The sequence below is a fragment of the Actinoplanes sp. NPDC089786 genome, from assembly GCF_040684855.1.
Taxonomy (GTDB): Bacteria; Actinomycetota; Actinomycetes; order Mycobacteriales; family Micromonosporaceae; genus Actinoplanes.
On record NZ_JBFBGU010000001.1, the window covers coordinates 899,907 to 923,443 of the forward strand.

The window sequence follows — 23,537 nt, forward strand, 5'->3', positions numbered from 1 at the left end:
TCAGTCCTCGACCCAGGCCTTGGCGTTCAGCTCGCGGCCGATCGCCTCCAGGTGAGCGGCGAAGGCGGCCGGCGCGGCGTTGAGCGGTCCGCGCGACACGAAGCGGACCGCCCAGCGCCGGCCGGGGGCCACGTTGTAGATGCGGTGGATCACCCGGGCGCCGCGCGGGTCGGGCTCCACGCTGGTCACTCCCCGGTACCACCACTCGCCCTGCTGGCTGACCGAGCGCGCGGGCCGGTCGACCACCATGGTGATCCGGCTGCCGTCCTTGGTCACGGTGAACTCGTCGCCCTCGGCCGGCTCGGCGTCGCCGGTCGCGGCCAGCGGGGAACGGCCGCCGGGGCGCACGTCGAGCAGCAGGTCGGCGACGGCGTCGGGCGGGGCCTCGACGACGCCGTGCAGGGCCAGCAGCTCACTCATGCGTTCCGTTGTATCAGGGCACCCGTAAGCTCTGCCTCCATGGCTGACGCACTGCTCGGCCCGGCCGAGATCCGGGAACTCGCCGCCCGGCTGGGCGTGGCGCCGACCAAGAAGCTCGGCCAGAACTTCGTGCACGACCCCAACACGGTGCGCCGGATCGTGGCGGCGGCCGGGCTGCGGCCGGACGACGTGGTGATCGAGGTGGGTCCGGGGCTGGGCTCGCTCACGCTGGGCCTGGTCGGCGCGGCGGCGCATGTGCACGCGGTGGAGATCGACCCGGTGCTGGCCGCGGCCCTGCCCGAGACCGTGAGCTCCGAGCGGCTGACCGTGCACCCGCGAGACGCGCTGCGGGTGCGGGCGGCCGAGTTCGACCCGCCGCCCACCATGCTGGTCGCCAACCTGCCCTACAACGTGGCCGTCCCGGTCGTGCTGAGCCTGCTCGCCGAGCTTCCGACGCTGCGCGGGGGGCTGGTGATGGTGCAGAAGGAGGTCGCCGATCGGCTGGTCGCGGGGCCCGGATCGAAGGTGTACGGCGTCCCGTCGGTCAAGCTCGCCTGGTATGCCGAGGCGCGCGCCGCGGGCCGCGTACCCCCGGCGGTCTTCTGGCCCGTGCCCAACGTGGACTCGGGCCTGGTCGCGTTCGCCAAGCGCGACTCGCCGGCGGCCGAGCCTGGGCGCGACTCGCCGGCGGCCGAGCCTGAGCGCGACTCGCCGGCGGCCGAGTCTGAGCGCGACTCGCCGGTCGCCGAGCCTGGGCGTGACTTGCCGGCGGCCGAGCGTAAGAAGGTCTTCGCGGTGGTCGACGCCGCCTTCGCACAGCGCCGCAAGACCCTCCGCGCGGCCCTGGCCGGATGGGCCGGCAGCCCGGTCCGGGCCGAGGAGGTGCTGGTCAAGGCCGGCATCAACCCACAGGCGAGAGGGGAGTCGCTCTCCGTGGGCGAGTTCACCGCGATCGCGGCCGCCGCGGATTCCGACGGGTACGCGGGTAAGCTCACCGCGTCCGGCGAAGTGCCCGAGGAGGTCGACCAGTGACCCGGTGCCCGAGCGGTGAGCTGCCCGTGAGCAGCGCCGCGTGACGGAGGCCTGGGGTCCGGAGGATGGCGGGCGACGACCGGGACCGGTCCGGATCCGGGTTCCCGCCAAGATCAACCTGCATCTCGGCGTGGGCCCGCTGCGCCCGGACGGCTTCCACGAGCTGACCACCGTCTACCACGCCGTCGGTCTCTTCGACGAGCTGCGCGCCAGCCACGGCGACACGCTCGCGCTGACCATGGAGGGCGAGGGCCAGGGCGAGCTCGCCCTGGACGAGACCAACCTGGTCATCCGGGCCGCCCGCGCCCTGGCCGCGCATGCCCGCGTGCCCGCGTACGCCCGCCTGCACCTGCGCAAGTCGATCCCGCTGGCCGGTGGCCTGGCCGGCGGCAGCGCGGACGCCGCGGCCACGCTGCTGGCCTGCGACGCGCTGTGGGGGACCGGCCTGTCCCGCGACGAACTGGCCGAGATCGGCGCCACGCTGGGGTCCGACATCCCGTTCCTGCTGCACGGCGGCACCGCCCTGGGCACCGGTCGCGGCGAGGTGGTCAGCCCGATCCTGGCCCGGCCGACCTCCTGGCACTGGGTGCTGGCGATCGCCGGGGACGGCCTGAGCACCCCCGAGGTCTACCGCGAACTCGACCGGCTGCGGGCCCGCGGCTCGGCGCCGGCCGCCCTGGACAGCGCGGACGGGCTGATGTCGGCCCTGCGCCAGCGTGACCCGAAGGTGCTGGCCGAGGCGCTGGGCAACGACCTGCAGGCGGCGGCGGTGTCGCTGCGACCCGAGCTGGCCGACGTGCTCAAGGCGGGTTCGGACGCGGGCGCGGTCACCGGTCTGGTCTCCGGTTCGGGGCCGACCGTGGTGTTCCTGGCCACTGATTCGGGTCACGCCGAGCGCCTGGCCACGGCGCTGACCTCGGCCGGGGTGTGCCGCGAGGCCCGCACCGCGCGCGGCCCGATGCCGGGGGCCCGGATAACCTAGAGCCCATCGTGGCCAACATTGTGAATCTGGACCGGGTCGGCAAGGGATATGGCGCCGCCGGTCAACTGCTCACCGACGTCTCCCTGGGGCTCGACGACGACGCCCGGCTGGGCATCGTCGGCCTCAACGGCGCCGGCAAGTCCACCCTCCTGCGCCTGCTCGCCAAGACCGAGGAACCCGACTCCGGCCGGGTCACCCACCGTCGCGACCTCAAGGTCGCCACCCTGCCCCAGAATCTCGACCTGGCGCCGGGGCTGACCGTGCGCGACGTCGTGCTCGGTTCGGCCTGGCTGCCGCAGGGCATGGGCGCCGAGCACGAGTGGGCGGGCGACGCCGGCGTGCGTACGATCCTGGCCGGCCTGGGCATGGGCCACCTCGGTCTCGACTCCCCGGTCGGCACGATGTCCGGGGGCGAGCGGCGCCGGGTGGCGCTGGCCGCGCTGCTGGTGCGCGACGCCGAGCTGCTGATCCTCGACGAGCCGACCAACCACCTGGACGTGTCCGGGGTCGACTGGCTGGCCAAACACCTGCTCACCCGGCGCGGGGCGCTGGTCGTGGTCACCCACGACCGGTGGTTCCTGGACGCGGTGTGCACCGCCACCTGGGAGGTGGCGGACGAGGCCGTGCACACGTACGTCGGCGGTTATGCGGCCTGGACCCTGGCCCGCGCCGAGCGTCAGCGGGTGGCCGCGGTGGTCGAGTCCCGGCGGCAGAACCTGCTGCGCAAGGAGATCGCCTGGCTGCGCCGCGGCCCGCCGGCCCGGACGTCCAAGCCGCAGTTCCGGATCGACGCCGCGAACGCGCTGATCGCCGACGTGCCGCCGGTGCGCGACCAGGTCAGCCTTAAGCGGCTGGCCACCTCGCGGCTCGGCAAGCAGGTCTACGACCTCGAGAAGGTCACGCTCAAGGCCGGGCCCAAGCCCATCCTCGACGACCTGACCTGGCAGGTCGGCCCGGGCGACCGGATCGCGCTGCTCGGCGCGAACGGCGCCGGCAAGACCACGCTGCTGCGCCTGCTGGCCGGGATCACCGAGCCGGACGGCGGGCGGATCGTGCGCGGCTCGACCGTGCGGCCCGCCTTCCTCTCCCAGGAGCTGCGGGAGCTGCCCGGCCACCTGCGGCTGCTGGAGGCGGTGGAAGACGTCGCCCGCCGGGTGCGGCTCGGCGACCGGGAGCTGTCCGCGTCCCAGCTCGCCGAGGTGTTCGGCTTCACCGACAAGCGGCTGTGGACGCCGGTGAGCGACCTGTCCGGCGGCGAGCGGCGCCGGTTGCAGATGTTGCGCCTGCTGGCCGGCGAGCCGAACGTGCTGCTGCTCGACGAGCCCACCAACGACCTCGACACCGACACGCTGGCCTCGCTGGAAGACCTGCTCGACACCTGGCCGGGCACGATGATCGTGGCCAGCCACGACCGCTACCTGGTCGAGCGGGTGACCGACACGGCGTACGGCATCTTCGGCGACGGGCGCCTGGTGCACCTCCCCGGCGGCGTGGACGAGTTCCTGGCCCGGGTGCAGACGCCGGACGGCTCGTTCACCACGATGGCGGAGGGCCGGCCGGCCCCGCCGAGCAGCGGGATGTCGGCCGCCGAGGCGCGCGCGGCCAAGAAAGACCTGGCCCGGCTGGAGCGGCAGCTCGCCAAGCTCGACGAGCGGGTGGCGAAGATCAACGAGGGACTGGCCGAGCACGGGCACGACTACGAGCGGGTCGTCGAGCTGGACACCCAGCTCAAGGCCGTGGAGGCGGAACGCTCGGACACCGAGGAAGCGTGGTTGGAGCTGGCCGAGCGGGTACCCGAGGGATGATCCGGGGGTGCTCCTGCGGCGCCGGATCACGATGAGCGAGAATCGTCGGCGAGACACCGGCCCGACTCTGGAGACGGACACATGGCGCACTACCCGGTCAACCACCCGCTGCGACCGCTCTACCGTGCGCTCGCCGCGCTGGCCGGCCTCTACCTGGTCCTCTACGGCATCGTCGGGCTCATCACGGTGAGCGACGACGGCTTGTTCGGGCACCCCGACGAGCGGATCCTGGGCCAGGGCGGCAACCTCTTCTGGTCGATCCTGTCGCTGCTGGTCGGCGCGGTCGTGCTGGTCGCGACGCTGCTCGGCCGCAACGTCGACACCGAGATCAACCGGGTGCTCGGCTGGGGCCTGCTCGTGGTCGGCAGCTACGAGCTGGCCGCCAGCCGCACCGACGCCAACTTCCTCGACTTCACGATCGGCACCGTCGTCGTGACCTATCTCGTCGGCCTGATGCTTATCCTGTCGGGGCTGTACATCAAGACCGCGCGCCAGGCCGACGCCAGCGCGCCGCGACAGGTAAGGGAGGGTCGCACGGCCTGATGGCGCATTTCCCCCTCCACCATCACCTGCGTCAGACCTACCGCTTCGTCGCCGCCCTCGCCGGCCTCTACCTCCTGGTGGCCGGCGTGATCGGCGTCATTCAGACCGCCGGGGCGCCTTTCTTCGACCGCTCCGGCGGCGCCTGGTCCCTCGGGCTCCGGGTCAACCCGGCCGGCTCGTGGCTGCTCGTGCTGCTCGGCCTGCTGATCCTGGCCGGCGCCGTGATCGGCGGCAACGTGCATCACCACCTGAGCATGGTCGTCGGCTGGGGCGTGCTCGGCATCGCCATGTTCGTGCTGGCGGCGATGCAGACCGACGTCAACGTGGTGCACGCCTCGATGATCAACGTCATCGCGCTGACCATCGTCGGCCTGGCCGCGTTGCTGGCCGGCCTCTACGGCAAGACCGAGCGGGCCTGACCCCGCCTCACTTGGTCTTGCGGGTGAGCAGGCTCGGCTTGGCCTCGAGGTGGGACAGGCCGTTCCAGGCCAGGTTGACCAGGTGGGCCGCCACCATCTCCTTCTTCGGCTTGCGCGCCTGCTGCCACCACTGGCCGACCAGCGCCACCATGCCGACCAGCGCCTGGGAGTAGAGCTCGGCGAACTTCGGGTCGAGGTTCCGCTGCTTGAACTCGGCGCCCAGGATGTGTTCGACCTGGTGGGCCACGTCGTTCATCACGCTGGAGAAGTTGCCGGTCGGTGACAGCACCGGCGACTCGCGGACCAGCACCCGGAACCCGTGCGGCTCCTCGTCGATGTAGTCGAGCAGGGCCAGCGCGGCCTGTTCCAGCAGCTCGCGGGGATGGCCGGCGGTGAGCGCGGTGGCGATCCGGTCGAGCAGGGCCCGGACCTCCCGGTCCACCACCACCGCGTACAGGCCTTCCTTGCCGCCGAAGTGCTCGTAGACCATCGGCTTGGAGACCTTGGCCCGGGCGGCGACCTCTTCCACGCTGGTGCCGTCCAGGCCGCGCTCGGCGAAGAGCTGGCGTCCGATGGAGATCAATTGCTCGCGGCGCTGCGCGGCCGACATGCGCACGCGCGATGTCGCCGGAGCCCCGCCCGCCACGACACGAGTGCGTCGTGCTCGCGGCGGGACGGGACTCTCGTTCGACTCGGTCACCCGGTCATCCTGCCAGGAGACCGTCAACTGGTGGCCTTCACCATCTTGGCCGCGAGGCGCTCCGGCTTGGGCCATCTCACCTCGGACGCGGCGCCGGCCTTCTCGAACAGCCAGATGACGCGGGCCGAGATGTCGACCTGACCCTTCAGGACGCCGTGCCGGGCGCAGGTCGGGTCGGCGTGGTGCAGGTTGTGCCAGCTCTCACCGAAGGAGACGATCGCCAGCGGCCAGAAGTTGGCCGCCTTGTCGCCGTTGCGGACCTCGAACGGGCGCTCACCGTACACATGGCACACCGAGTTGATCGACCAGGTGATGTGGTGCAGCAGGCCGATGCGGACCAGGCCGGCCCAGAAGAACGCGGTCGCCGCGCCCTGCCAGGACTGGGTGATCAGGCCGCCGGCCAGCGCGGGCCCGAGCGTGGAGACGACCACGATCAGCGGGAACAGCGCGTCGACCCGGGCGATCGCCTTGTCGGCCATCAGGTCGGGGGCGAACCGGGCGCGGTTGGTGAGCTCACGCTTGAACAGCCAGCCCATGTGCGCGTACCAGAGACCCTTGGTCAGGGCCCAGAAGCCGGTGCCGAACCGCCACGGCGAGTGCGGGTCACCCTCCTGGTCGCTGAACGCGTGGTGCCGGCGGTGGTCGGCCACCCACTGGATGATCTCGCCCTCGATCGCCAGCGAGCCGGCCACGGCCAGGGTCACCCGCAGCCACGGCTTGGCCTTGAACGAGCCGTGCGTGAAGTACCGGTGGAAGCCGACCGTGATGCCCAGCCCGGAGATCACGTAGAACACCGCGCCGATGGCGACGTCGGTCCAGGACAGCCAGCCGCCCCAGGCCACCGGAACCGCCACCAGGACCGCCACGAAGGGGATGGCCACGAACAGGTAGAGCGCGAACAGGATCCCCTTGGACTGCGGGCCCTCGGTCAGCGGCTTCGGCCCGGTCTTCGGGGTGGACTCGGCAACAGCGGATGTCATGGCACCTCACAGGGGTGGTCGACGATCGTTAACTTACGGCTACGTCACCGTAACCTACGCAACCGTAACCTGCCCACCCACCACCTGCCCGTTCGGCGGGCCCGCGTCAACGCTGAGGGTTGCCTCCGCCAGGGGCGGATCTGGCGAGAATCCGGTCGTGGGGGGCCGCTAATATGTGGCACGCGGGCGGCGCTCGGAACGGCTGCGCCCGATGTGGGTCCCGGATCGTCTAATGGTAGGACCGCGGCTTTTGGTGCCGTTTATAGGGGTTCGAATCCTCTTCCGGGAGCACTGATCCCTCCGGCGTGCTGAACTGATCACCGCCAACCCCCACCCCAACCCACCTCTGGAGTTCTCGCGTGAGCCAGACTCAGCGAACCGTCGTCGTACTCGCCGCCGGTGAGGGCAAGCGGATGAAGTCCGCCACGCCGAAGGTGCTGCACCCGCTGCTCGGCCGCACCCTGCTCGGTCACGTGCTGAGCGCGGCCGCCGCGGCCCGCGCCGAGCACACCATCGTCGTCGTCGGTCACCAGGCCGACCAGGTCCGCGCCCACCTCGACGAGATCGCCCCCGGGGCGACGCCGGTGCTCCAGGCCCAGCAGAACGGGACCGGGCACGCCGTACGCATCGCCCTGGAGGCCGCCCCCGACGCGGCCGGCACCGTCGTCGTGCTCAACGGCGACGTCCCGCTGCTCCGGCCGGAGACGGTGGAGGCGCTGGTCGCCGCGCACGAGCAGGCGGGCTCGGCGGGCACCGTGCTGGCCGCCGAGGTCGACGACCCGGCCGGGCTGGGCCGGGTGGTCCGTGACCCGGCCGGCCGGCTCGAGCGCATCGTCGAGGAGCGTGACGCCTCGCCCGAGGTGCGCGCCGTCCGCGAGGTGAACGCCGGCATCTACGCCTTCGACGCGGCCCGGCTGCGCGAGGCGCTGAGCAAGATCTCCACCGACAACGACCAGGGCGAGGAATACCTCACCGACGTGTTCGAGCTGCTCACCTCGGTCGGTCACCCGGTCGGGGTGTTCGTCGCGCCGGACGCCGAGGAGACGCTGGGCTGCAACGACCGGGCCGAACTGGCCGGGCTCGGCCTGCGGCTGCGCAACCGGGTCAACACCGGCTGGATGCGGGCCGGGGTGACCATGCTCGACCCGGCCACGACCTGGATCGACGTGACCGTGACCCTGGAGCGGGACGCCCAGATCGAGCAGAACTGCCGGCTCACCGGTCGGACCACGGTCGGCGCCGGGGCGGTCATCGGGCCGGACACCACGCTGACCGACACCACCGTCGGCGAAGGGGCGTCGGTGCTGCGTACGCACTCGATCGGCGCTGAGATCGGGCCGGAGGCGACCGTGGGGCCGTTCTCCTACCTGCGGCCGGGCACCCGGCTCGGGCGCAAGTCCAAGATCGGCGGCTTCGTCGAGGCCAAGAACGCCGAGCTGGGCGACGGCGCCAAGGTGCCACACCTCACCTATGTGGGTGACGCCACGATCGGTGCCAAGGCCAACATCGGGGCGGGCACGATCTTCGCCAACTACGACGGGGTCAACAAGCACCACACCACGGTCGGCGAGGCCGCGTTCGTGGGCAGCGACACCGTGCTGATCGCGCCGGCCGAGATCGGTCCCGGGGCCTACGTCGCCGCGGGCAGCGCGGTCAGCAATGTGCCGGCCGGTCACCTGGGCGTGACGCGCGCCGCGCAGCGGAACATCGAGGGGTGGACGGAGCGTAAGCGGCCGGGCACAGTTTCGGCTGATGCGGCCCGCCGGGCGACCGAAGAGAAGTGAGCAGGCACACCCCGGTTACCTGAGCGGGTGGCTTCCGGGCGGTCGAGAGGGATACTGCAAGCGAACAATCCCCCTCGACCCACGGGAGCAGACAAACCGATGGGCAGCATCGTCGCGGAGAACCGCAAGAGTTTGATGCTTTTCTCCGGACGCGGCTTCCCGGAGCTGGCCGAGGAGATCGGCCAGGTGCTCGGTATCGAGCCGACCCGCTCGGATTCGTACGAGTTCGCGAACGGCGAGATCTTCGTCCGGTTCAAGGACTCGGTCCGCGGGTCGGACTCGTTCGTCGTGCAGTCCATGACTGCCGGGATCAACACCTGGGTCATGGAGACGCTGATCATGGTCGACGCGTTGAAGCGCGGCTCGGCCAAGCGGATCACGGTCGTCCTGCCGTTCTATCCCTACTCGCGCCAGGACAAGAAGCACCGCGGCCGCGAGCCGATCTCGGCCCGCCTGGTCGCCGACCTGCTCAAGAGCGCCGGCGCCAACCGGATCCTCACGGTCGACCTGCACACGGCACAGATCCAGGGTTTCTTCGACGGGCCGGTCGACCACCTGTTCGCGATGGACATCCTGGCCGAACACGTGCAGCGCAAGTTCGAGGGCCGGCCGATGACCGTGGTCGCGCCCGACTCGGGCCGGGTGCGGGTCGCCGAGCGCTGGACCGACCGGCTGGGCGGCTGCCCGCTGGCCTTCATCCACAAGACCCGCGACCCGCTCAAGCCCAACCAGGTCGTCGCCAACCGGGTGGTCGGCGAGGTCGAGGGCCGGGTCTGCCTGGTGGTCGACGACATGATCGACACCGGCGGCACGATCGCCAAGGCGGCCGACATCCTGTTCGACTCGGGCGCCGCCGACGTCGTGGTGGCGGCCACCCACGCGCTGCTCTCCGACCCGGCCACCGAGCGCCTGAAGAACAGCCGGATCAGCGAGCTCGTGGTGACCAACACGCTGCCGCTCACGCCCGAGAAGAGGCTCGACAAGATCACCGTGCTGTCGATCGCCCCGCTGCTGGCCCGCGCCATCCGCGAGGTCTTCGACGACGGAAGCGTCACGACCCTCTTCGGTGGCCTGAGCTAAATGCTGTGCAAGTTGCACCGTTGGTGTCGCGATTTCGCTCAGGACGGGGACCGGTTCCTCGATGTGTGACATGGGCAGGTAGGCTGGTGCGGTTGCCACGGCGAGGGTGCCCCGTGGACTGCTGAGGTCCGCAGTCCTGGTGGAGGCGCCGTTATCGACGCGGTGCTCCGGGCCTGTGCCCAGCGCGCCCCTCTCGCCTCGGCACAGCCGACGCCCGCAGCCCGCCGACATGACGCCGCCGATTCAAAGAGTTTCAGGAGTTTCCCCGTGTCCGAGGTAAAGATCACCGCCGAGCCCCGCACCGAGTTCGGCAAGGGTGGTGCCCGCCGCACGCGCCGGGCCGGCAAGGTGCCCGCCGTGCTCTACGGACACGGCGAGAAGCCCCAGCACATCGCCCTGCCCGCGCGCGAGTTCGCGGCCGCGATCCGGCACGGCGGTCTCAACCAGGTTTTCACCATCGACATCAACGGCGCGTCGGGCACCACGCTCGCGCTGCCCAAGGCGATCCAGCGTGACCCGATCAAGGACACCTACGAGCACGTGGACCTGATCATCGTCAAGCGTGGCGAGAAGGTCCAGGTCGACGTCCCGGTGACGCTGGTCGGCGAGGCCGCCCGCAACACCCTGGTCGTCTCCGAGTCGACCACGCTGGCCGTCGTCGCCGAGGCCATGCACCTGCCCAACGGCTTCGATGTCTCGATCGAGGGCCTGGAGGCCGGTGCTCAGGTCACCGCGGCCGACGTGCAGCTGCCGCAGGGCACCGAGCTGGCCGTCGAGCCCGACTTCGTGCTCGCGCAGATCAGCCAGGCGCAGACCGCCGAGCAGATGGAGGGCGACACCGGTGACGCCGAGGGTGGCGACGCCGAGGGCGCTTCGGAGGGCGAGTCGGCCACCGAGGCATCCGCTTCCTGACGCTGCACCATCTCAGTTCTTTTCAGGGGAAGCGCCTTTCGGGGCGCTTCCCCTGAGCTGTCGTTGAGGAGAGGCGATGAGCGAGCCCTGGCTCGTGGTCGGTCTGGGCAACCCGGGCAAGGAGTACGCGGGCAACCGGCACAACGTCGGCTTCATGGTCGCCGACCTGCTCGCGTCCCGGGTCGGCGCCAAGTTCGGCCGGTCCAGGCGGGCCCAGGCCGACGTGGCCGAGGGGCACCTGGGGTTCGGCGGCCCCAAGCTGGTCCTGGCCAAGCCGCTGACCTACATGAACCTCTCCGGCGGCCCGGTCAGCCAGCTCGCCCAGTTCTTCAAGATCCCGGTGGAGAACGTGCTGGCCGTGCACGACGAGCTGGATCTGCCGTACGGACAGGTGCGCGCGAAGCGCGGTGGCGGTGAGGGCGGTCACAACGGCCTGCGCTCGATGTCGAAGTCACTGTCCACCAAGGAGTACGCGCGGGTCCGGTTCGGCATCGGACGCCCGCCCGGCCGGCAGGACCCGGCCGATTACGTGCTCTCCGACTTCCCCTCGGCCGAGCGCAAGGAGCTGGAGTTTCTCGTCGATCGGGCGGCCGACGTGGTGGAGGCGATCGTGCTCGAGGGCGTGGAGTGGGCCCAGAACAAATACCACGCCACCTGACCGGACCCGCTCCGAACGGATAGATCGTTTAGACCTTTTTGTCGGTCTATCCATGCCGTGACGATTGTCGGGTTCCGCGCGTTGGTCACGTGAACGCATCGCACGGTGCGGGATGGTCGGCAACGCGGGGAGGTTCGGGGTGCGAGACCTGTCCGAGGACCGCGGGACGGACGCCCTCGACGGTCCGACCGTGACGCTGCCGACGATCGCCCCCCGGCGGATGCCGGGGCCGCAGCGCCGCGACCACGACGACCCGGATCCGACGCCGATCCCGGAGAACTACGCGCCGGCCAACCACCCGCCGGCCAATCACGGCCCCCGTCCGCACCGGCCGTCGCCGCGCAGCCGCAACAAGATCCCGGCGCCGGCCGTCCCGACCAGCCCGCCGCCCGCCGGCTCCGGCGACCTCAACCAGCTGCCGCTGGCCGGCGAGGGTGGCCGCCACCCGGTCGGCCGCGCGCGCAACCGGGCCGTCGAGCGGCACTGGTCGCCGGAGCCGAGCCGGTCGATGGCGGTGCGCCCGCCGACCCGGCCGTTCGTCCGGGTGCGGGGCCGGCACGCCGCGATGTCCCGGCGGCAGCGCTGGGAACGTAGTTACGTCCGCGCCCTGGTCGTCTGCGACCTGTTCGCCGGGGTGGCGGCCGGCGCGGCCACGTTCGGGGTGCGCTTCGGCGACGTGGTGACCCAGTACAACCGGTGGTACCTGCTGCTCTCCGCGCTGCTGCCGGTGGTCCTGCTGGTGGTGCTGGCGGTGAGCCGGGCCTACGAGCGGCGGTTCCTGTTCGTCGGCACGGACGAGTACCAGCGGGTCTTCCGGGGCGGGGTCGGCCTGATCGCGGGGGCGGCCGTCCTCTCGTACGCGCTCGATCTCGATCTTGCTCGTAGCTATGTCCTGGCCGCCATCCCGACGGCGATCGCCACGGCCGGCCTGCTCCGGTTCGGACTGCGCAAGCGGCTGCACCACGCCCGGTCCCGGGGCGAGCGGCTGCGCCGGGTGATCGTGGTCGGCCACGAACTCAGCGTCATCGGCATCACCCGGCAGCTCCGGCGTGAGCGGTATCACGGGCTCGAGGTGGTCGGTTGCTGTCTGCCACCGCAGCACGACGGTGTGGTGGATCTGCCGGTGTACGGAACCTTCGACGACGTGGCCACCGCGGTCGACGCCGCCGACGCCGACACCGTGGTCGTGCTGAGCTGCCCGGAACTGGACGGCGTGGTGCTGCGCCGGCTGGCCTGGCGGCTGGAACGCGACGAGGTCGACCTGGTGGTGGCCAGCGCCCTGATCGACGTGGCCGGCGCCCGGACCACCATCCGTCCGTTCGACGGGCTGCCGATGTTGCACGTCGAGCACCCCCGGCTGCACGGCGGCATCCGGCTGGTCAAGGAACTCGTCGACCGGCTCGGGGCGCTGTTCCTGCTCGGCCTGTTCAGCCCGGTGCTGCTGGGGGTCGCCCTGTGCGTCCGGGCCACGAGCCGGGGACCGGTACTCTTCCGGCAGGTTCGCGTCGGCCGCGACGGCCGCGAGTTCCGGATCTTCAAGTTCCGCAGCATGTATGTCGATGCCGAGGCGCGGCTGGCCGAGCTGAGACACCTCAACGAGCACGACGGTGTGCTCTTCAAAATGCGTGACGACCCGCGCGTCACCCCGATCGGTCGATGGTTGCGCCGGTTCTCGGTCGACGAGCTTCCGCAGCTGCTGAACGTGCTGACCGGGCAGATGTCGCTGGTCGGGCCGCGACCGCCGCTCCCGTCGGAGGTGGCCGCCTATGCCGACGACGTACGCCGCCGGCTGGCCGTCAAACCGGGCATGACAGGTCTCTGGCAAGTTTCCGGCCGATCGGACCTCTCCTGGGAGGAGGCGGTCAGACTGGACCTTCGCTATGTGGAGAACTGGTCCCTCAGTTTGGACCTGGTGATCCTGTTGCGGACCATGACGGCCGTGGTTCGGTCCTCGGGAGCCTACTGAGATGGGAGCACCATGAGCGAGACGAAGGCGTCTGCGCACATCACCGGTCAGCGTGAGCCGCTCGGCGAGAGTGGCACCCCGCCGGTGATCGACGCGGCGTTCGCGCGCTGGCTCGCCGACCGGGCCGGGCAGCTGCTGCTCCAGGTGCGGGAAGACATGGGGTACGCGGACGGCAAGGCGCTGAAGGCGGCCGGCGACAAGGCCGCGCACGACCTGCTGCGCACCGAGCTGGCCCGGTGGCGCCCGGCCGACGCCGTGCTGTCGGAGGAGGACGACCAGTCCCGGCTGGCCTGGACCGGCGAGAAGAACGCGATGCGCCCGGACCGGCTGGACGCGTCCCGGGTCTGGGTCGTCGACCCGCTGGACGGCACCCGGGAGTTCTCCGAGGAGGGCCGCACCGACTGGGCCGTGCACGTGGCGCTCTGGACCGCCGACTGCCACAGCCCGAACTGCCTGGCGGCCGGCGCGGTGGCGATGCCGGCTCAACACCGCACGATCGCGACCGACCACCCGCCGGCGTACCCGCCGATGCCGTTGTCCGCGGCGACCGGCGGGCCGATCCGGATCGCGGCCAGCCGGACCCGCCCGCCCGCCTTCGTCACCGCCCTGGCCGACGACATCGGCGCCGAGCTGGTCCCGATGGGCTCGGCCGGCGTGAAGATCGCCGCGGTGATCAACGGCGACGCCGACGCCTACGTGCACGCGGGTGGCCAGTACGAGTGGGACTCGGCGGCGCCGGTCGCTGTGGCGACGGCCACCGGTCTGCACGCTAGCCGGATCGACGGATCTGAGCTGAAATACAACCAGGCCGACCCGAAGCTGCCCGACCTCGTCGTGTGCCGTAAGGATCTTGCTCCCCGACTGCTCGCAGCGCTGCAGCGTCATCTCCCGGTAACCTGACCAACAGCCCAGCGCGAGCCAGAAAGATAACGATGAGTCAGACGAAGCCCTACCGTGTGTCACACCTCGATGCCCTGGAGGCCGAGAGCATCTTCGTGATGCGCGAGGTGATGGCCGAGTTCGAGCGCCCGGTGCTGCTGTTCTCCGGCGGCAAGGACTCGATCGTGATGCTCCGCCTGGCCGAGAAGGCCTTCGCGCCGGGAAGGATCCCGTTCCCGGTCATGCATGTGGACACCGGGCACAACTTCCCCGAGGTCCTGGAATACCGCGACACCCGGGTGGCCGCGCTGGGCCTCAACCTGGTCGTGGCCAGCGTGCAGGAGGCGATCGACACCGGCAAGGTGCGCGAGCTGCCCGACGGCACCCGCAACCGGATCCAGACCCCGGTGCTGCTGGCCGCGGTCGAGAAGTACCGCTTCGACGCGCTGTTCGGCGGCGCCCGCCGCGACGAGGAGAAGGCGCGGGCCAAGGAGCGGGTGTTCAGCTTCCGCGACGAGTTCGGCCAGTGGGACCCGAAGAACCAGCGGCCCGAGCTGTGGTCGCTCTACAACGGCAAGCACCACCCGGGCGAGTCGATCCGGGTGTTCCCGCTGTCCAACTGGACCGAGCTGGACATCTGGCACTACATCGCCAAGGAGCGGGTGCCGCTGCCGGACATCTACTACGCGCACGACCGCGAGGTGGTCGAGCGCAACGGCATGTTCTACGCGGTCAACGAGTTCATCCGGCTCCGGGACGGCGAGACCTCGGCCACGATGCGGGTGCGCTACCGGACGGTCGGTGACGCCTCCCAGACCGCCGCGGTCCGCTCCGACGCCGACACGGTGGAAAAGGTGATCGAGGAGGTCGCGGCGACCCGGATCACCGAGCGCGGCGCCACCCGCGGCGACGACAAGGTCAGCGAGGCCGCGATGGAAGACCGCAAGCGAGAGGGTTACTTCTGATGTCCCAGGCTGTTCTGGAGCCGGAATCCGCGTCGGCCCGTGGCATGGACCTGCTCCGGTTCGCCACCGCCGGCAGCGTCGACGACGGTAAGTCGACGCTGATCGGGCGGCTGCTGTTCGACACCAAGACGATCTTCGAGGACCAGCTCGAGTCGGTCGAGGCGGTCAGCGCGGCCCGTGGCGACGAGTACACCAACCTCGCCCTGCTCACCGACGGCCTGCGCGCCGAGCGCGAGCAGGGCATCACGATCGACGTGGCCTACCGCTACTTCGCGACGCCACGGCGGAAGTTCATCATCGCCGACACCCCGGGACACATCCAGTACACCCGGAACATGGTGACCGGGGCGTCCACCGCCGACCTGGCGCTGATCCTGGTCGACGCCCGTAAGGGTCTGGTCGAGCAGTCGCGCCGGCACGCGTTCCTCACCTCGTTGCTGCGCGTGCCCCACCTGGTGCTCTGCGTGAACAAGATGGACCTGGTCGACTGGGACCAGGCGGTCTACGAGCGCATCGCCGACGAGTTCACCTCGTTCGCGGCCAAGCTCGACGCCCCCGACCTCACGGTCATCCCGATCTCGGCGCTCAACGGCGACAACATCGCCTCACGGTCCGACAAGAGCCCCTGGTACGAGGGTCCGTCCCTGCTCCACCACCTGGAACACGTACACATCGCCTCGGACCGCAACCTGGTCGACGTGCGCTTCCCGGTGCAATACGTGATCCGCCCGCAGTCGACCACGGTCACCGACTACCGCGGCTACGCCGGTCAGGTGGCCTCCGGCGTGCTCAAGCCGGGCGACGAGGTCATGGTGCTGCCGTCCGGGCTGACCAGCACGATCGCCTCGATCGACACCGCCGACGGCCCGCTCGACGAGGCGTTCCCGCCGATGTCGGTGACGGTGCGGCTGACCGACGAGATCGACATCTCCCGTGGCGACATGATCTGCCGGCCGAACAACGCGCCGGCGGTCGCCCAGGACGTCGAGGCGATGATCTGCTGGATGGACGAGACCGCGCCGCTCTCGGTCGGGAGCAAATACCTGATCAAGCACACCACGCGTACGGCCAAGACGGTGGTGCGCGGCCTGCAGTACCGGCTCGACGTGAACACCCTGCACCGGGACGAGTCGGCCGATTCGCTGGGGCTGAACGAGATCGGCCGGGTGAAGCTGCGCACGGCCATGCCGTTGCTGGCCGATGAGTACCGCCGCAACCGCACGACCGGCGGCTTCGTGCTGATCGACGAGTCGACCAACCGCACGGTCGGCGCCGGCATGATCATCGAGGCGTCGTAGCTGTTGCGTATGAGTGCGCAGAGCTTCGCGGATCGGGCGTTTTGTTCGAAGTGAGCAGATGGAAAGGGCGGGCCCGGATGGGCCCGCCCTTTCCCGTCAGGTGATCGAAGATCAGCCGACGCCCTGCACGGCGCTCTCGTCGGCGTGCACGCCGGAGGCCAGCTCGAACATCTGCTGCTGGGTGAAGCTGAGGCCGCCCCAGAACTGCACGAGCACGTAGATGCCGTTGTCCTGCTTCACGAAGATCGTCGAGCCGTAGTCGCCGTCGGCGCGCTCGGGCTCGGGGGTCGGGAAGCCCTTGGCGTCGGACACGTCGCCGCGCGGGCTCTTGCGCAGGATCATCTCGCGCCCGTTGACCGTGGTCGTCTTGCCCGTGGGAGCTTTCTCGTCCTTGCTCTGCAGGAAGACGGCGATCTTTCCGCGGAAGTTGTTCGGGTCGTAGATCGGCGCCTTGGACGGGTCGACGTCCGGGCCCGGGTTCTTGGCCTTGTTCGGGGCGATCACCAGCGAGTAGGTGTCGATGGCCTGGACGAACCAGCCGTCCGGCACGGTGTCGACGGTGAAGCCCTTGGGCTGCTCACCCTTGTAGGCGACCAGGTTGATCTTGGCGGCCGTCGCGGCCGGCGGCGCTTTCGCGTCGATGGCGGCCGGGCCGGTCACCGTGCCGGACGTGGCGACCGCGAAGGCGGCCACCCCGGCGGCGATGGCGAAGATCGAGCCGCCGGCGGTCTGGATCAGCCGCCGCTTGCGCAGCTTGTCCCGGCCGCGGGCCAGGTCGGCGTCGGCCTGCTGGATGGTCGGCGCGACCGGGCGTCCGGCCAGATCCTGAAAAGCGTCACGAAGGTCCATGGCTAATTCACTCCTTGCTGAAGAAACGAGCCACGGGGCTCGAGGGCGGCGCGCAGCTTGTCCAGCGCGCGGGCGGTCTGGCTCTTGACGGTGCCCTCGGAGCAGTCCAGAGCGTCCGCGGTCTCGGCGATGCCGAGGTCGTAGAAGTACCGGAAGACGAGGGCGGCCCGCATCCGCGGTGGCAGCTGCTTCAGTGCCTGGCGCAGCTGGTCACCGCCGGGCACGTCGGGCGTGCCGGGGAAGTGTGGCTGGTCGGGCAGTTCGGCCACCGGTCGCTCGCGCCGCCGCCACAGCCGGCGCCGCTCGTCGGTCAGCGCGTTGACCAGGGAACGGCGTACGTACCCCTCGGGGTTCTCGGCCCGGAGGAAGGACGGCCAGCCGACATAGAGCTTGGTCAGCGTCGACTGCACCAGATCTTCCGCCAGGTGCGCGTCGCCCGCCGTCAACAGCGTCGCGGTACGCACCAGGCCGGCCCGCCGGGCCAGCACGAAATCGTGGAACTGCTCATCACGCTCGTTCATCACGAGCCTCCTGAAGTCTCACGCCCCCCTGACCGCCGCACCCGCCTCCGGGGTTGCATGGCCGGGAACGTTGTTATAGTCCGGGGGTTGGCGGTTGACGAGGGGGCGAGGCCGGTGCCTCCGGGCTTGAAGGATGTTGCCGCGCTGGCCGGCGTGTCCATCAAGACCGTGTCAAACGTGGTCAACGGCTATGTGCACGTGGCGCCGGACACCCGATCCCGGGTGCAGGACGCGATCGATCGGCTCGGGTACATCCCCAACGTCGCGGCCCGCCAGTTGCGCAGCGGCCGGTCCGGGGTGATCGCGCTGGCGCTGCCCGAGTTGCAGTCGCCCTACTTCGCCGAGATGGCCGGGCTGATCGTGCAGGCGGCCGAGCGCCGGTCGTGGACCGTGCTGATCGACCAGACCGACGGCCAGGCCGACCGCGAGCGCAACCTGGTCGCGGGGCTGCGCCGGCACGCGATCGACGGGGTGATCTTCAGTCCGCTGGCGCTGACCGGCGACGAACTGGTGCGGTCCGACGGCAGCCCGATGGTGCTGCTGGGCGAGCGGGTGTCGCACGGACCGGCCGACCACGTGGCGATCGACAACCTGGCCGCGGCCGCGGAGGCGACCGGCCACCTGGCCGCGCTGGGCCGGCGCCGAATCGCGGCGATCGGCGCCCAGGACCAGCCCTCGGCGGTGACCGCCCACCTGCGGCTGGCCGGCTATCGGCGGGCGCTGGCCGAGGCCGGTCTGCCGGTCGACGAGACGCTGGTGGCGCCGGCCGAGCAGTTCCACCGGGCTGACGGGGCGGCCGCGATGGAACGGCTGCTCGACCTGCCGGAGCCGCCGGACGCGGTGTTCTGCTTCAACGACCTGCTGGCCCTGGGCGCCCTCCGTACCCTGCTGCGCCGGGGCCACAAGGTGCCCGACGACGTGGCGGTGGCCGGCTTCGACGACATCGAGGACGGGCGCTTCAGCACGCCGACGCTGACCACGGTGGCGCCGGACACCGCCCGGATCGCCGAGATCGCGGTGGACCTGCTCGCGGAACGAATCGGGCAGACCGCCGAGCCGCCCCGGGAAGTGCGTGTGCCGCACCGCCTCGTGGTGCGCGAAAGCACGGCCTGACCTCAGGAAATCCGCACGTGACAGAATCACCTCAGGCTATTTACAACGTTGGTTCCAACGTTGTAAAAAGGCTTGCATGTCAGTGGCGCAGCTCACTCTCGACCCCGCGTACACGATCGCGCCGGTCGATCCCCGGCTCTTCGGCTCCTTCGTCGAGCACATGGGCCGGTGTGTCTACACCGGCGTGTTCGAGCCCGGGCACCCCGAGGCGGACGCCGACGGTCTCCGCACCGACGTGCTCGAGCTGGTCCGCGAGCTCGGGGTCACCACGGTCCGCTACCCGGGCGGGAACTTCGTCTCGAACTACCGCTGGGAGGACGGCGTCGGGCCGGTCGCCGAGCGCCCGCGGCGGCTCGACCTGGCCTGGCGGTCGCTGGAGAGCAACGCGTTCGGGCTGAACGAGTTCATGCGCTGGGCCACGGCGGCCGGGGTCGAGCCGATGATGGCGGTCAACCTGGGCACCCGCGGGGTGGACGACGCGGCCGCGCTGGTCGAGTACTGCAACCTCGCCGAGGGCACCGCGATCAGCGACCGGCGGCGGGAGCACGGCGTGGCCAAGCCGCACGACGTACGCCTCTGGTGTCTCGGCAACGAGATGGACGGCCCGTGGCAGGTCGGCCGGATGACCGCCCGCGAGTACGGCCGCCTCGCGTCCCGGGCCGGCGCGGCGATGAAGAAGGTCGACCCGGGCATCGAGCTGGTCGCGTGCGGCAGCTCGAACGCCGACATGCCGACCTTCGCGGGCTGGGAGGCCACCGTCCTCGAGGAGGCCTACGACCAGGTCGACTATGTGTCGCTGCACCAGTACTACGACCCGGAGAAGGACGACCCGGCCAGCTTCCGGGCCTCCGCGTACGGGCTGGACGGCTTCATCGAGGACGTGATCGCCACCGCCGACCACGTGCGGGCCAAACTCCGCCGGCGCAAGCGCGTCAACCTGGCCCTGGACGAGTGGAACGTCTGGTACCAGGGCCGGTTCACCGAGCCCGAGGACCGCGGCATCGAGGAGACGCCGGCGCTGATCGAGGACGACTACACCGTCACCGACGCCATGGTGGTCGGCAACCTGCTGATCAGCATGCTGCGGCACGCCGACCGGCTGAGCATCGGCTGCCAGGCGCAGCTGGTGAACGTGATCGCGCCGATCCGGACCCGGCCCGGCGGCCCGGCCTGGCGGCAGACCATCTTCCACCCGTTCGCGCACACCGCCCGCCTGGCCCGCGGCACCGTGCTCCGCACCGCCGTGACCGCGCCCACGATGGCCACCGGCCGGTACGGCGACGTACCCGTGGTCGACGCCATCGCCACCCACGACCCGGAGACCGGCGCGCTGTCCGTGTTCGTCGTGAACCGCGGCACCGAGCAGGTCCGGCTCGATCTCGACCTGCGCGCCTTCCCCAACCACCGCCCCGGCGACCACCTGTGGATCGCCGACGGGATCAATGAGCCGCTCACCCAGACCGGCGGCAGCACCGTCGCCCTTCCTCCGCTCTCCTGGCACGCCCTGACCTTCGAGGAGTCGAAGTGAACAACAACCTGACCCGCCGCGGCCTGCTCGGCCTCGGTGTCGGCGCGAGTGGCGCCGTCCTGCTCGGCGCCTGCGGCGACGACGGACCCAACCCGGTCGTGAACGGCGGCGGTTCCAACGCCCAGCCCGCCGCGACCACCTACTCCGGCCCGAACGTGACCCTGACCTTCTGGAACGGCTTCACCGGCGGCGACGGCCCGGTGATGAAGTCCCTGGTGGACAAGTTCAACGCGGCCAACCCCAACATCAAGGTCACGATGAACGTGTACGAGTGGGCCGACTACTACCAGAAGGTGCCGGCCGCGGTGTCCACCGGCAACGGGCCTGACCTGGGCATCATGCACGTCGAGCAGGTCGCCACCAACGCGGCCCGCGGCGTGGTCCTGCCGCTCGACGACGTGGCCGCCTCCCTCCAGCTCAAGGAGGAGGACTTCTCGCCGCCGGTGTGGCGGGCCGGGGTCTACAACAGCAAGCGGTACGCGATCCCGCTGGACGTACACCCGCAGGGCATGTTCTACAACAAGAAGGTTCTGCGGACCGCCGGCCTCGACCCGGAGAAGCCGCCGACCACCAACGAGGAGTACCTGGCCGCGCTGGACGCGTTGAAGGCCAAGGGCATCCAGGGCCATTGGGCCAGCCCGTTCCCGTTCACCGGCGTGCACCAGTTCGAGTCGCTGACCTGGCAGTTCGGCGGCCAGTTGTTCGACGAGGTGGCGGGGAAGCCGCTGTTCGCCGAGGAGCCCGGCGTCAAGGCCCTGACCTGGCTGGTCGACCTGGTCAAGAAGGGCTACAGCCCGAAGAACGTGGCCCAGGACGCGGACGCGATCGCGCTGCAGAACGGCAAGGCCGCCTTCAACTGGAACGGCATCTGGAACATCAACACACTCAACGGCGTCAAGGGCCTGGAGTGGGGCGTCAGCGCGCTGCCGCAGATCGGCACCCAGAAGGCGGCCTGGGCCGGGTCGCACAACTTCGTGCAGTTCAAGCAGAAGGCCAACGACCAGAACAAGTTGACCGCGGGCAAGGTGTTCATCAACTACATCAGCCAGCAGTCGCTCGAGTGGGCCAAGGGCGGCCAGGTCCCGGCCCGCAAGGAGGTGCGCGAGGGCGCCGACTTCAAGGCGCTGAAGGAGCAGTCGGCGATCGGCTCGCAGATCGACGACCTGCACTTCCCGCCGTCGGTGCCGGGCATCGCGGACGCCATGGCCACCATGGACGTCGCGGTCAACGAGGCGATCCTGCTGCGGAAGGAGCCGGCCAAGGCGCTGGCCGACGCGGCCGGCAAGGCGGGTCAGATCCTGGAGCAGAACAAGAAGAAGTACGGCGGCTGAGCATGGCCGTCAAGGAAGCGGTGCGGCCGCCGGCGGTTGCCGCGGCGACCGGCAGGAAGAAGGCGCGCAGCCATCGGGGAGCGACGCCCTATCTCTTCCTGCTGCCGTACGCGCTGATCTTCGCGACCTTCACCCTGGTGCCGGCGGTCTACGGGATCTGGATCAGCCTGCACGACTGGGACTACCTGCTGCCCGGGAAGCCGTTCGTCGGCCTGGCCAACTACGCGGCGCTGTTCGACCGGGCGTCGCCGGTGTTCGACTTCTTCTGGCAGAGCATGCAGGCCACCGGGATCTTCACGGTGTTCAGCGTGCCGCTGCTGATCGTGGTGCCGCTGGGCGTGGCGCTGCTGCTGAACCGGGCCTTCCCGGGCCGCACGCTGTTCCGGGCCGTCTACTTCGCGCCGTACGTGCTGGGCGTGGCGGTCATCGGCCTGCTCTGGCGCTTCCTGCTCGACCCCAACCTGGGCATGGTCAACGCGGCGCTCGGCGCGGTCGGGCTGCCCGCGGACACGCCGTGGACCACCGGTCTGCCCTGGGCGTGGATCTCGCTGGTCGGTGTCACGGTGTGGTGGACGATCGGCTTCAACGCGGTGATCTACCTGGCCGGCCTGCAGGACATCCCGCGTGACCTGTACGACGCGGCGCGGGTGGACGGCGCCGGGCGCTGGGCCGAGTTCCGGCACGTGACCCTCCCCGGGCTCCGGCCGGTGCTCGCCTTCGTCGTGATCAACACGATCCTGGCCTCGGCCAACATGTTCGGGCAGGCGTACCTGATCACGCAGGGCGCCCCGGGGGTGGAGACGCGGACGGCGATCATGTACATCGCCGACGAGGGCCTGCGCAGCTACCGGATGGGCAGCGCGGCCGCGATGAGCTACTTCCTCACCCTGGCCCTGCTGCTGGTCAGCGTGATCGTCTTCCGGCTGTTCCGAGAGAAGGACACATGACCCGGGTACGCGGCATCGCCTGGTACACCGTGCTGATCGGGATCAGCGTCGTGTTCGTCGCGCCGCTGGTGTGGATGCTGCTGACCTCGTTCAAGACCACCAGCGAGGCCACCGCGATCCCGCCGGCCTGGCTGCCGCGGGAGCCGACCACCCGCGCCTACGAGACGCTGTTCGCCGGCAACACCCAGACGCCGGTGCTGCGCTGGTTCCTCAACAGCATGGTGGCCGCGGTCGGTCAGGCGATCCTGGTGCTGGTGGTCGCGTCGATGGCCGCGTACGCGCTGGCCCGGATGACCTTCCGCGGTAAGAACGTGATCTTCGCGGTGATCGTCGGGACATTGTTCGTACCCGGCTTCGTGATGTTGATCCCGAACTTCCTGATGATCGACCGGCTGGGCTGGCTGGACAGCGTCTGGGCGCTGATCATCCCGGGTGCGGCCAGCGCGTTCGGCGTGTTCTTCCTGCGCCAGTTCTTCTCCGCGCTGCCCCGCGAACTGGAGGAGGCGGCGCTGATCGAGGGCGCCAACGCCTGGCAGATCTTCACCAAGGTCATCCTGCCGCTGTCCCGGCCGGCGCTGGCCACGCTGACCGTGATCGCGTTCCTGACCAACTGGAACGACTTCATCTGGCCGGTGTACGTGCTGTTCAGTCCCGAGAAGCTGACCCTGCCGCCGGGCCTGGCCACGCTCCAGGGCGCGTACACCACCGACTATCCGGTGATCATGGCGGGCGCGGCGCTGGCCAGCATCCCGGTGCTGATCCTGTTCGTGGTGTGCCAGCGGTACATCATCGAGGGCGTCTCCCGTAGCGGCCTGAAGGGGTGAT

The 23,537-nt window shown here is 70.4% G+C and carries 23 protein-coding genes and 1 tRNA gene; 19 read left to right on the forward strand and 5 right to left on the reverse strand.

Annotated features, from left to right (window positions below):
• Positions 1-420 carry a hypothetical protein gene (locus AB0O15_RS04385; RefSeq protein WP_364313855.1) on the reverse strand — a complete coding sequence of 140 codons (420 nt, stop codon included), beginning with the start codon at positions 418-420 and terminating at the stop codon, positions 1-3.
• 39 nt (positions 421-459) lie between these two features.
• Here AB0O15_RS04385 and rsmA point away from each other — a divergent pair, with 39 nt between their 5' ends.
• The 5 genes from rsmA to AB0O15_RS04410 all read left to right on the forward strand — a co-directional run bounded on the left by rsmA (position 460) and on the right by AB0O15_RS04410 (position 5,201).
• Complete coding sequence (rsmA, locus tag AB0O15_RS04390; protein WP_364313858.1) at positions 460-1,452, forward strand: 16S rRNA (adenine(1518)-N(6)/adenine(1519)-N(6))-dimethyltransferase RsmA; 993 nt, start codon at positions 460-462, stop codon at positions 1,450-1,452.
• Positions 1,453-1,492: 40 nt separating this feature from the next.
• On the forward strand, positions 1,493-2,434 hold the full coding sequence (locus AB0O15_RS04395; RefSeq protein ID WP_364313861.1) for a 4-(cytidine 5'-diphospho)-2-C-methyl-D-erythritol kinase: 942 nt from the start codon (positions 1,493-1,495) through the stop codon (positions 2,432-2,434).
• Positions 2,435-2,442: 8 nt separating this feature from the next.
• Positions 2,443-4,239 (forward strand): ABC-F family ATP-binding cassette domain-containing protein, encoded by a 1,797-nt coding sequence (locus tag AB0O15_RS04400; RefSeq protein WP_364313864.1) that lies wholly within the window; start codon positions 2,443-2,445, stop codon positions 4,237-4,239.
• An 81-nt stretch (positions 4,240-4,320) separates the two neighbouring features.
• Positions 4,321-4,782, forward strand: a complete 462-nt coding sequence (locus AB0O15_RS04405; RefSeq protein ID WP_364313867.1) for a DUF4383 domain-containing protein — start codon at positions 4,321-4,323, stop codon at positions 4,780-4,782.
• Entirely contained in the window at positions 4,782-5,201 is a 420-nt protein-coding gene (locus AB0O15_RS04410) for a DUF4383 domain-containing protein (protein WP_364313870.1), read from the forward strand. The genes AB0O15_RS04405 and AB0O15_RS04410 overlap by 1 nt, the downstream gene beginning before the upstream one ends.
• A gap of 7 nt (positions 5,202-5,208) precedes the next feature.
• Here the strand turns inward: AB0O15_RS04410 and AB0O15_RS04415 are convergent, their stop codons facing one another.
• Together AB0O15_RS04415 and AB0O15_RS04420 are read right to left on the reverse strand one after the other, a co-directional pair.
• Positions 5,209-5,811 (reverse strand): TetR/AcrR family transcriptional regulator, encoded by a 603-nt coding sequence (locus AB0O15_RS04415; RefSeq protein WP_364313873.1) that lies wholly within the window; start codon positions 5,809-5,811, stop codon positions 5,209-5,211.
• A 113-nt stretch (positions 5,812-5,924) separates the two neighbouring features.
• The gene (locus AB0O15_RS04420; protein ID WP_364313876.1) at positions 5,925-6,881 is read right to left on the reverse strand and encodes an acyl-CoA desaturase; all 957 of its coding nucleotides are present in this window, start codon (positions 6,879-6,881) and stop codon (positions 5,925-5,927) included.
• Between the two features lie 218 nt (positions 6,882-7,099).
• On the opposite strand from AB0O15_RS04420, the gene AB0O15_RS04425 reads away from it, so the two are divergent.
• The 9 genes from AB0O15_RS04425 to cysN all read left to right on the forward strand — a co-directional run bounded on the left by AB0O15_RS04425 (position 7,100) and on the right by cysN (position 16,423).
• Positions 7,100-7,170 (forward strand) — tRNA-Gln (locus tag AB0O15_RS04425).
• A 70-nt stretch (positions 7,171-7,240) separates the two neighbouring features.
• Positions 7,241-8,665 carry a bifunctional UDP-N-acetylglucosamine diphosphorylase/glucosamine-1-phosphate N-acetyltransferase GlmU gene (gene glmU, locus AB0O15_RS04430; protein WP_364313878.1) on the forward strand — a complete coding sequence of 475 codons (1,425 nt, stop codon included), beginning with the start codon at positions 7,241-7,243 and terminating at the stop codon, positions 8,663-8,665.
• 99 nt (positions 8,666-8,764) lie between these two features.
• Positions 8,765-9,745 (forward strand): ribose-phosphate diphosphokinase, encoded by a 981-nt coding sequence (locus AB0O15_RS04435; RefSeq protein WP_364313881.1) that lies wholly within the window; start codon positions 8,765-8,767, stop codon positions 9,743-9,745.
• Positions 9,746-10,012: 267 nt separating this feature from the next.
• On the forward strand, positions 10,013-10,657 hold the full coding sequence (locus tag AB0O15_RS04440) for a 50S ribosomal protein L25/general stress protein Ctc (RefSeq protein ID WP_364313884.1): 645 nt from the start codon (positions 10,013-10,015) through the stop codon (positions 10,655-10,657).
• Between the two features lie 76 nt (positions 10,658-10,733).
• Positions 10,734-11,315, forward strand: coding sequence for an aminoacyl-tRNA hydrolase (gene pth, locus AB0O15_RS04445; protein WP_364313887.1), 582 nt, complete (start codon positions 10,734-10,736; stop codon positions 11,313-11,315).
• A 508-nt stretch (positions 11,316-11,823) separates the two neighbouring features.
• Positions 11,824-13,281 (forward strand): sugar transferase, encoded by a 1,458-nt coding sequence (locus tag AB0O15_RS04450; RefSeq protein WP_364317039.1) that lies wholly within the window; start codon positions 11,824-11,826, stop codon positions 13,279-13,281.
• Positions 13,282-13,293: 12 nt separating this feature from the next.
• Positions 13,294-14,181, forward strand: coding sequence for a 3'(2'),5'-bisphosphate nucleotidase CysQ (locus tag AB0O15_RS04455; RefSeq protein WP_364313889.1), 888 nt, complete (start codon positions 13,294-13,296; stop codon positions 14,179-14,181).
• 32 nt (positions 14,182-14,213) lie between these two features.
• Positions 14,214-15,125, forward strand: a complete 912-nt coding sequence (cysD, locus tag AB0O15_RS04460; protein WP_364313892.1) for a sulfate adenylyltransferase subunit CysD — start codon at positions 14,214-14,216, stop codon at positions 15,123-15,125.
• Positions 15,125-16,423 carry a sulfate adenylyltransferase subunit CysN gene (cysN, locus tag AB0O15_RS04465; protein ID WP_364313895.1) on the forward strand — a complete coding sequence of 433 codons (1,299 nt, stop codon included), beginning with the start codon at positions 15,125-15,127 and terminating at the stop codon, positions 16,421-16,423. The genes cysD and cysN overlap by 1 nt, the downstream gene beginning before the upstream one ends.
• Before the next feature lie 111 nt (positions 16,424-16,534).
• Here the strand turns inward: cysN and AB0O15_RS04470 are convergent, their stop codons facing one another.
• A complete protein-coding gene (locus AB0O15_RS04470) occupies positions 16,535-17,272 on the reverse strand; it encodes a hypothetical protein (protein WP_364313897.1) in 738 nt (245 codons plus the stop codon).
• A gap of 2 nt (positions 17,273-17,274) precedes the next feature.
• Positions 17,275-17,796, reverse strand: coding sequence for a SigE family RNA polymerase sigma factor (locus AB0O15_RS04475; RefSeq protein WP_364313900.1), 522 nt, complete (start codon positions 17,794-17,796; stop codon positions 17,275-17,277).
• Positions 17,797-17,907: 111 nt separating this feature from the next.
• Here AB0O15_RS04475 and AB0O15_RS04480 point away from each other — a divergent pair, with 111 nt between their 5' ends.
• From AB0O15_RS04480 to AB0O15_RS04500, 5 genes are all read left to right on the forward strand, one after another.
• Positions 17,908-18,906, forward strand: a complete 999-nt coding sequence (locus tag AB0O15_RS04480) for a LacI family DNA-binding transcriptional regulator (RefSeq protein ID WP_364317040.1) — start codon at positions 17,908-17,910, stop codon at positions 18,904-18,906.
• Between the two features lie 76 nt (positions 18,907-18,982).
• Positions 18,983-20,434 carry an alpha-N-arabinofuranosidase gene (locus AB0O15_RS04485; RefSeq protein ID WP_364313903.1) on the forward strand — a complete coding sequence of 484 codons (1,452 nt, stop codon included), beginning with the start codon at positions 18,983-18,985 and terminating at the stop codon, positions 20,432-20,434.
• Positions 20,431-21,765, forward strand: a complete 1,335-nt coding sequence (locus tag AB0O15_RS04490) for an ABC transporter substrate-binding protein (protein WP_364313906.1) — start codon at positions 20,431-20,433, stop codon at positions 21,763-21,765. Before AB0O15_RS04485 ends, AB0O15_RS04490 begins: the two co-directional genes overlap by 4 nt.
• 2 nt (positions 21,766-21,767) lie before the next feature.
• Positions 21,768-22,712, forward strand: coding sequence for a sugar ABC transporter permease (locus tag AB0O15_RS04495; protein ID WP_364313909.1), 945 nt, complete (start codon positions 21,768-21,770; stop codon positions 22,710-22,712).
• Complete coding sequence (locus AB0O15_RS04500) at positions 22,709-23,536, forward strand: carbohydrate ABC transporter permease (RefSeq protein WP_364313911.1); 828 nt, start codon at positions 22,709-22,711, stop codon at positions 23,534-23,536. Before AB0O15_RS04495 ends, AB0O15_RS04500 begins: the two co-directional genes overlap by 4 nt.
• Position 23,537: the final 1 nt, after the last annotated feature.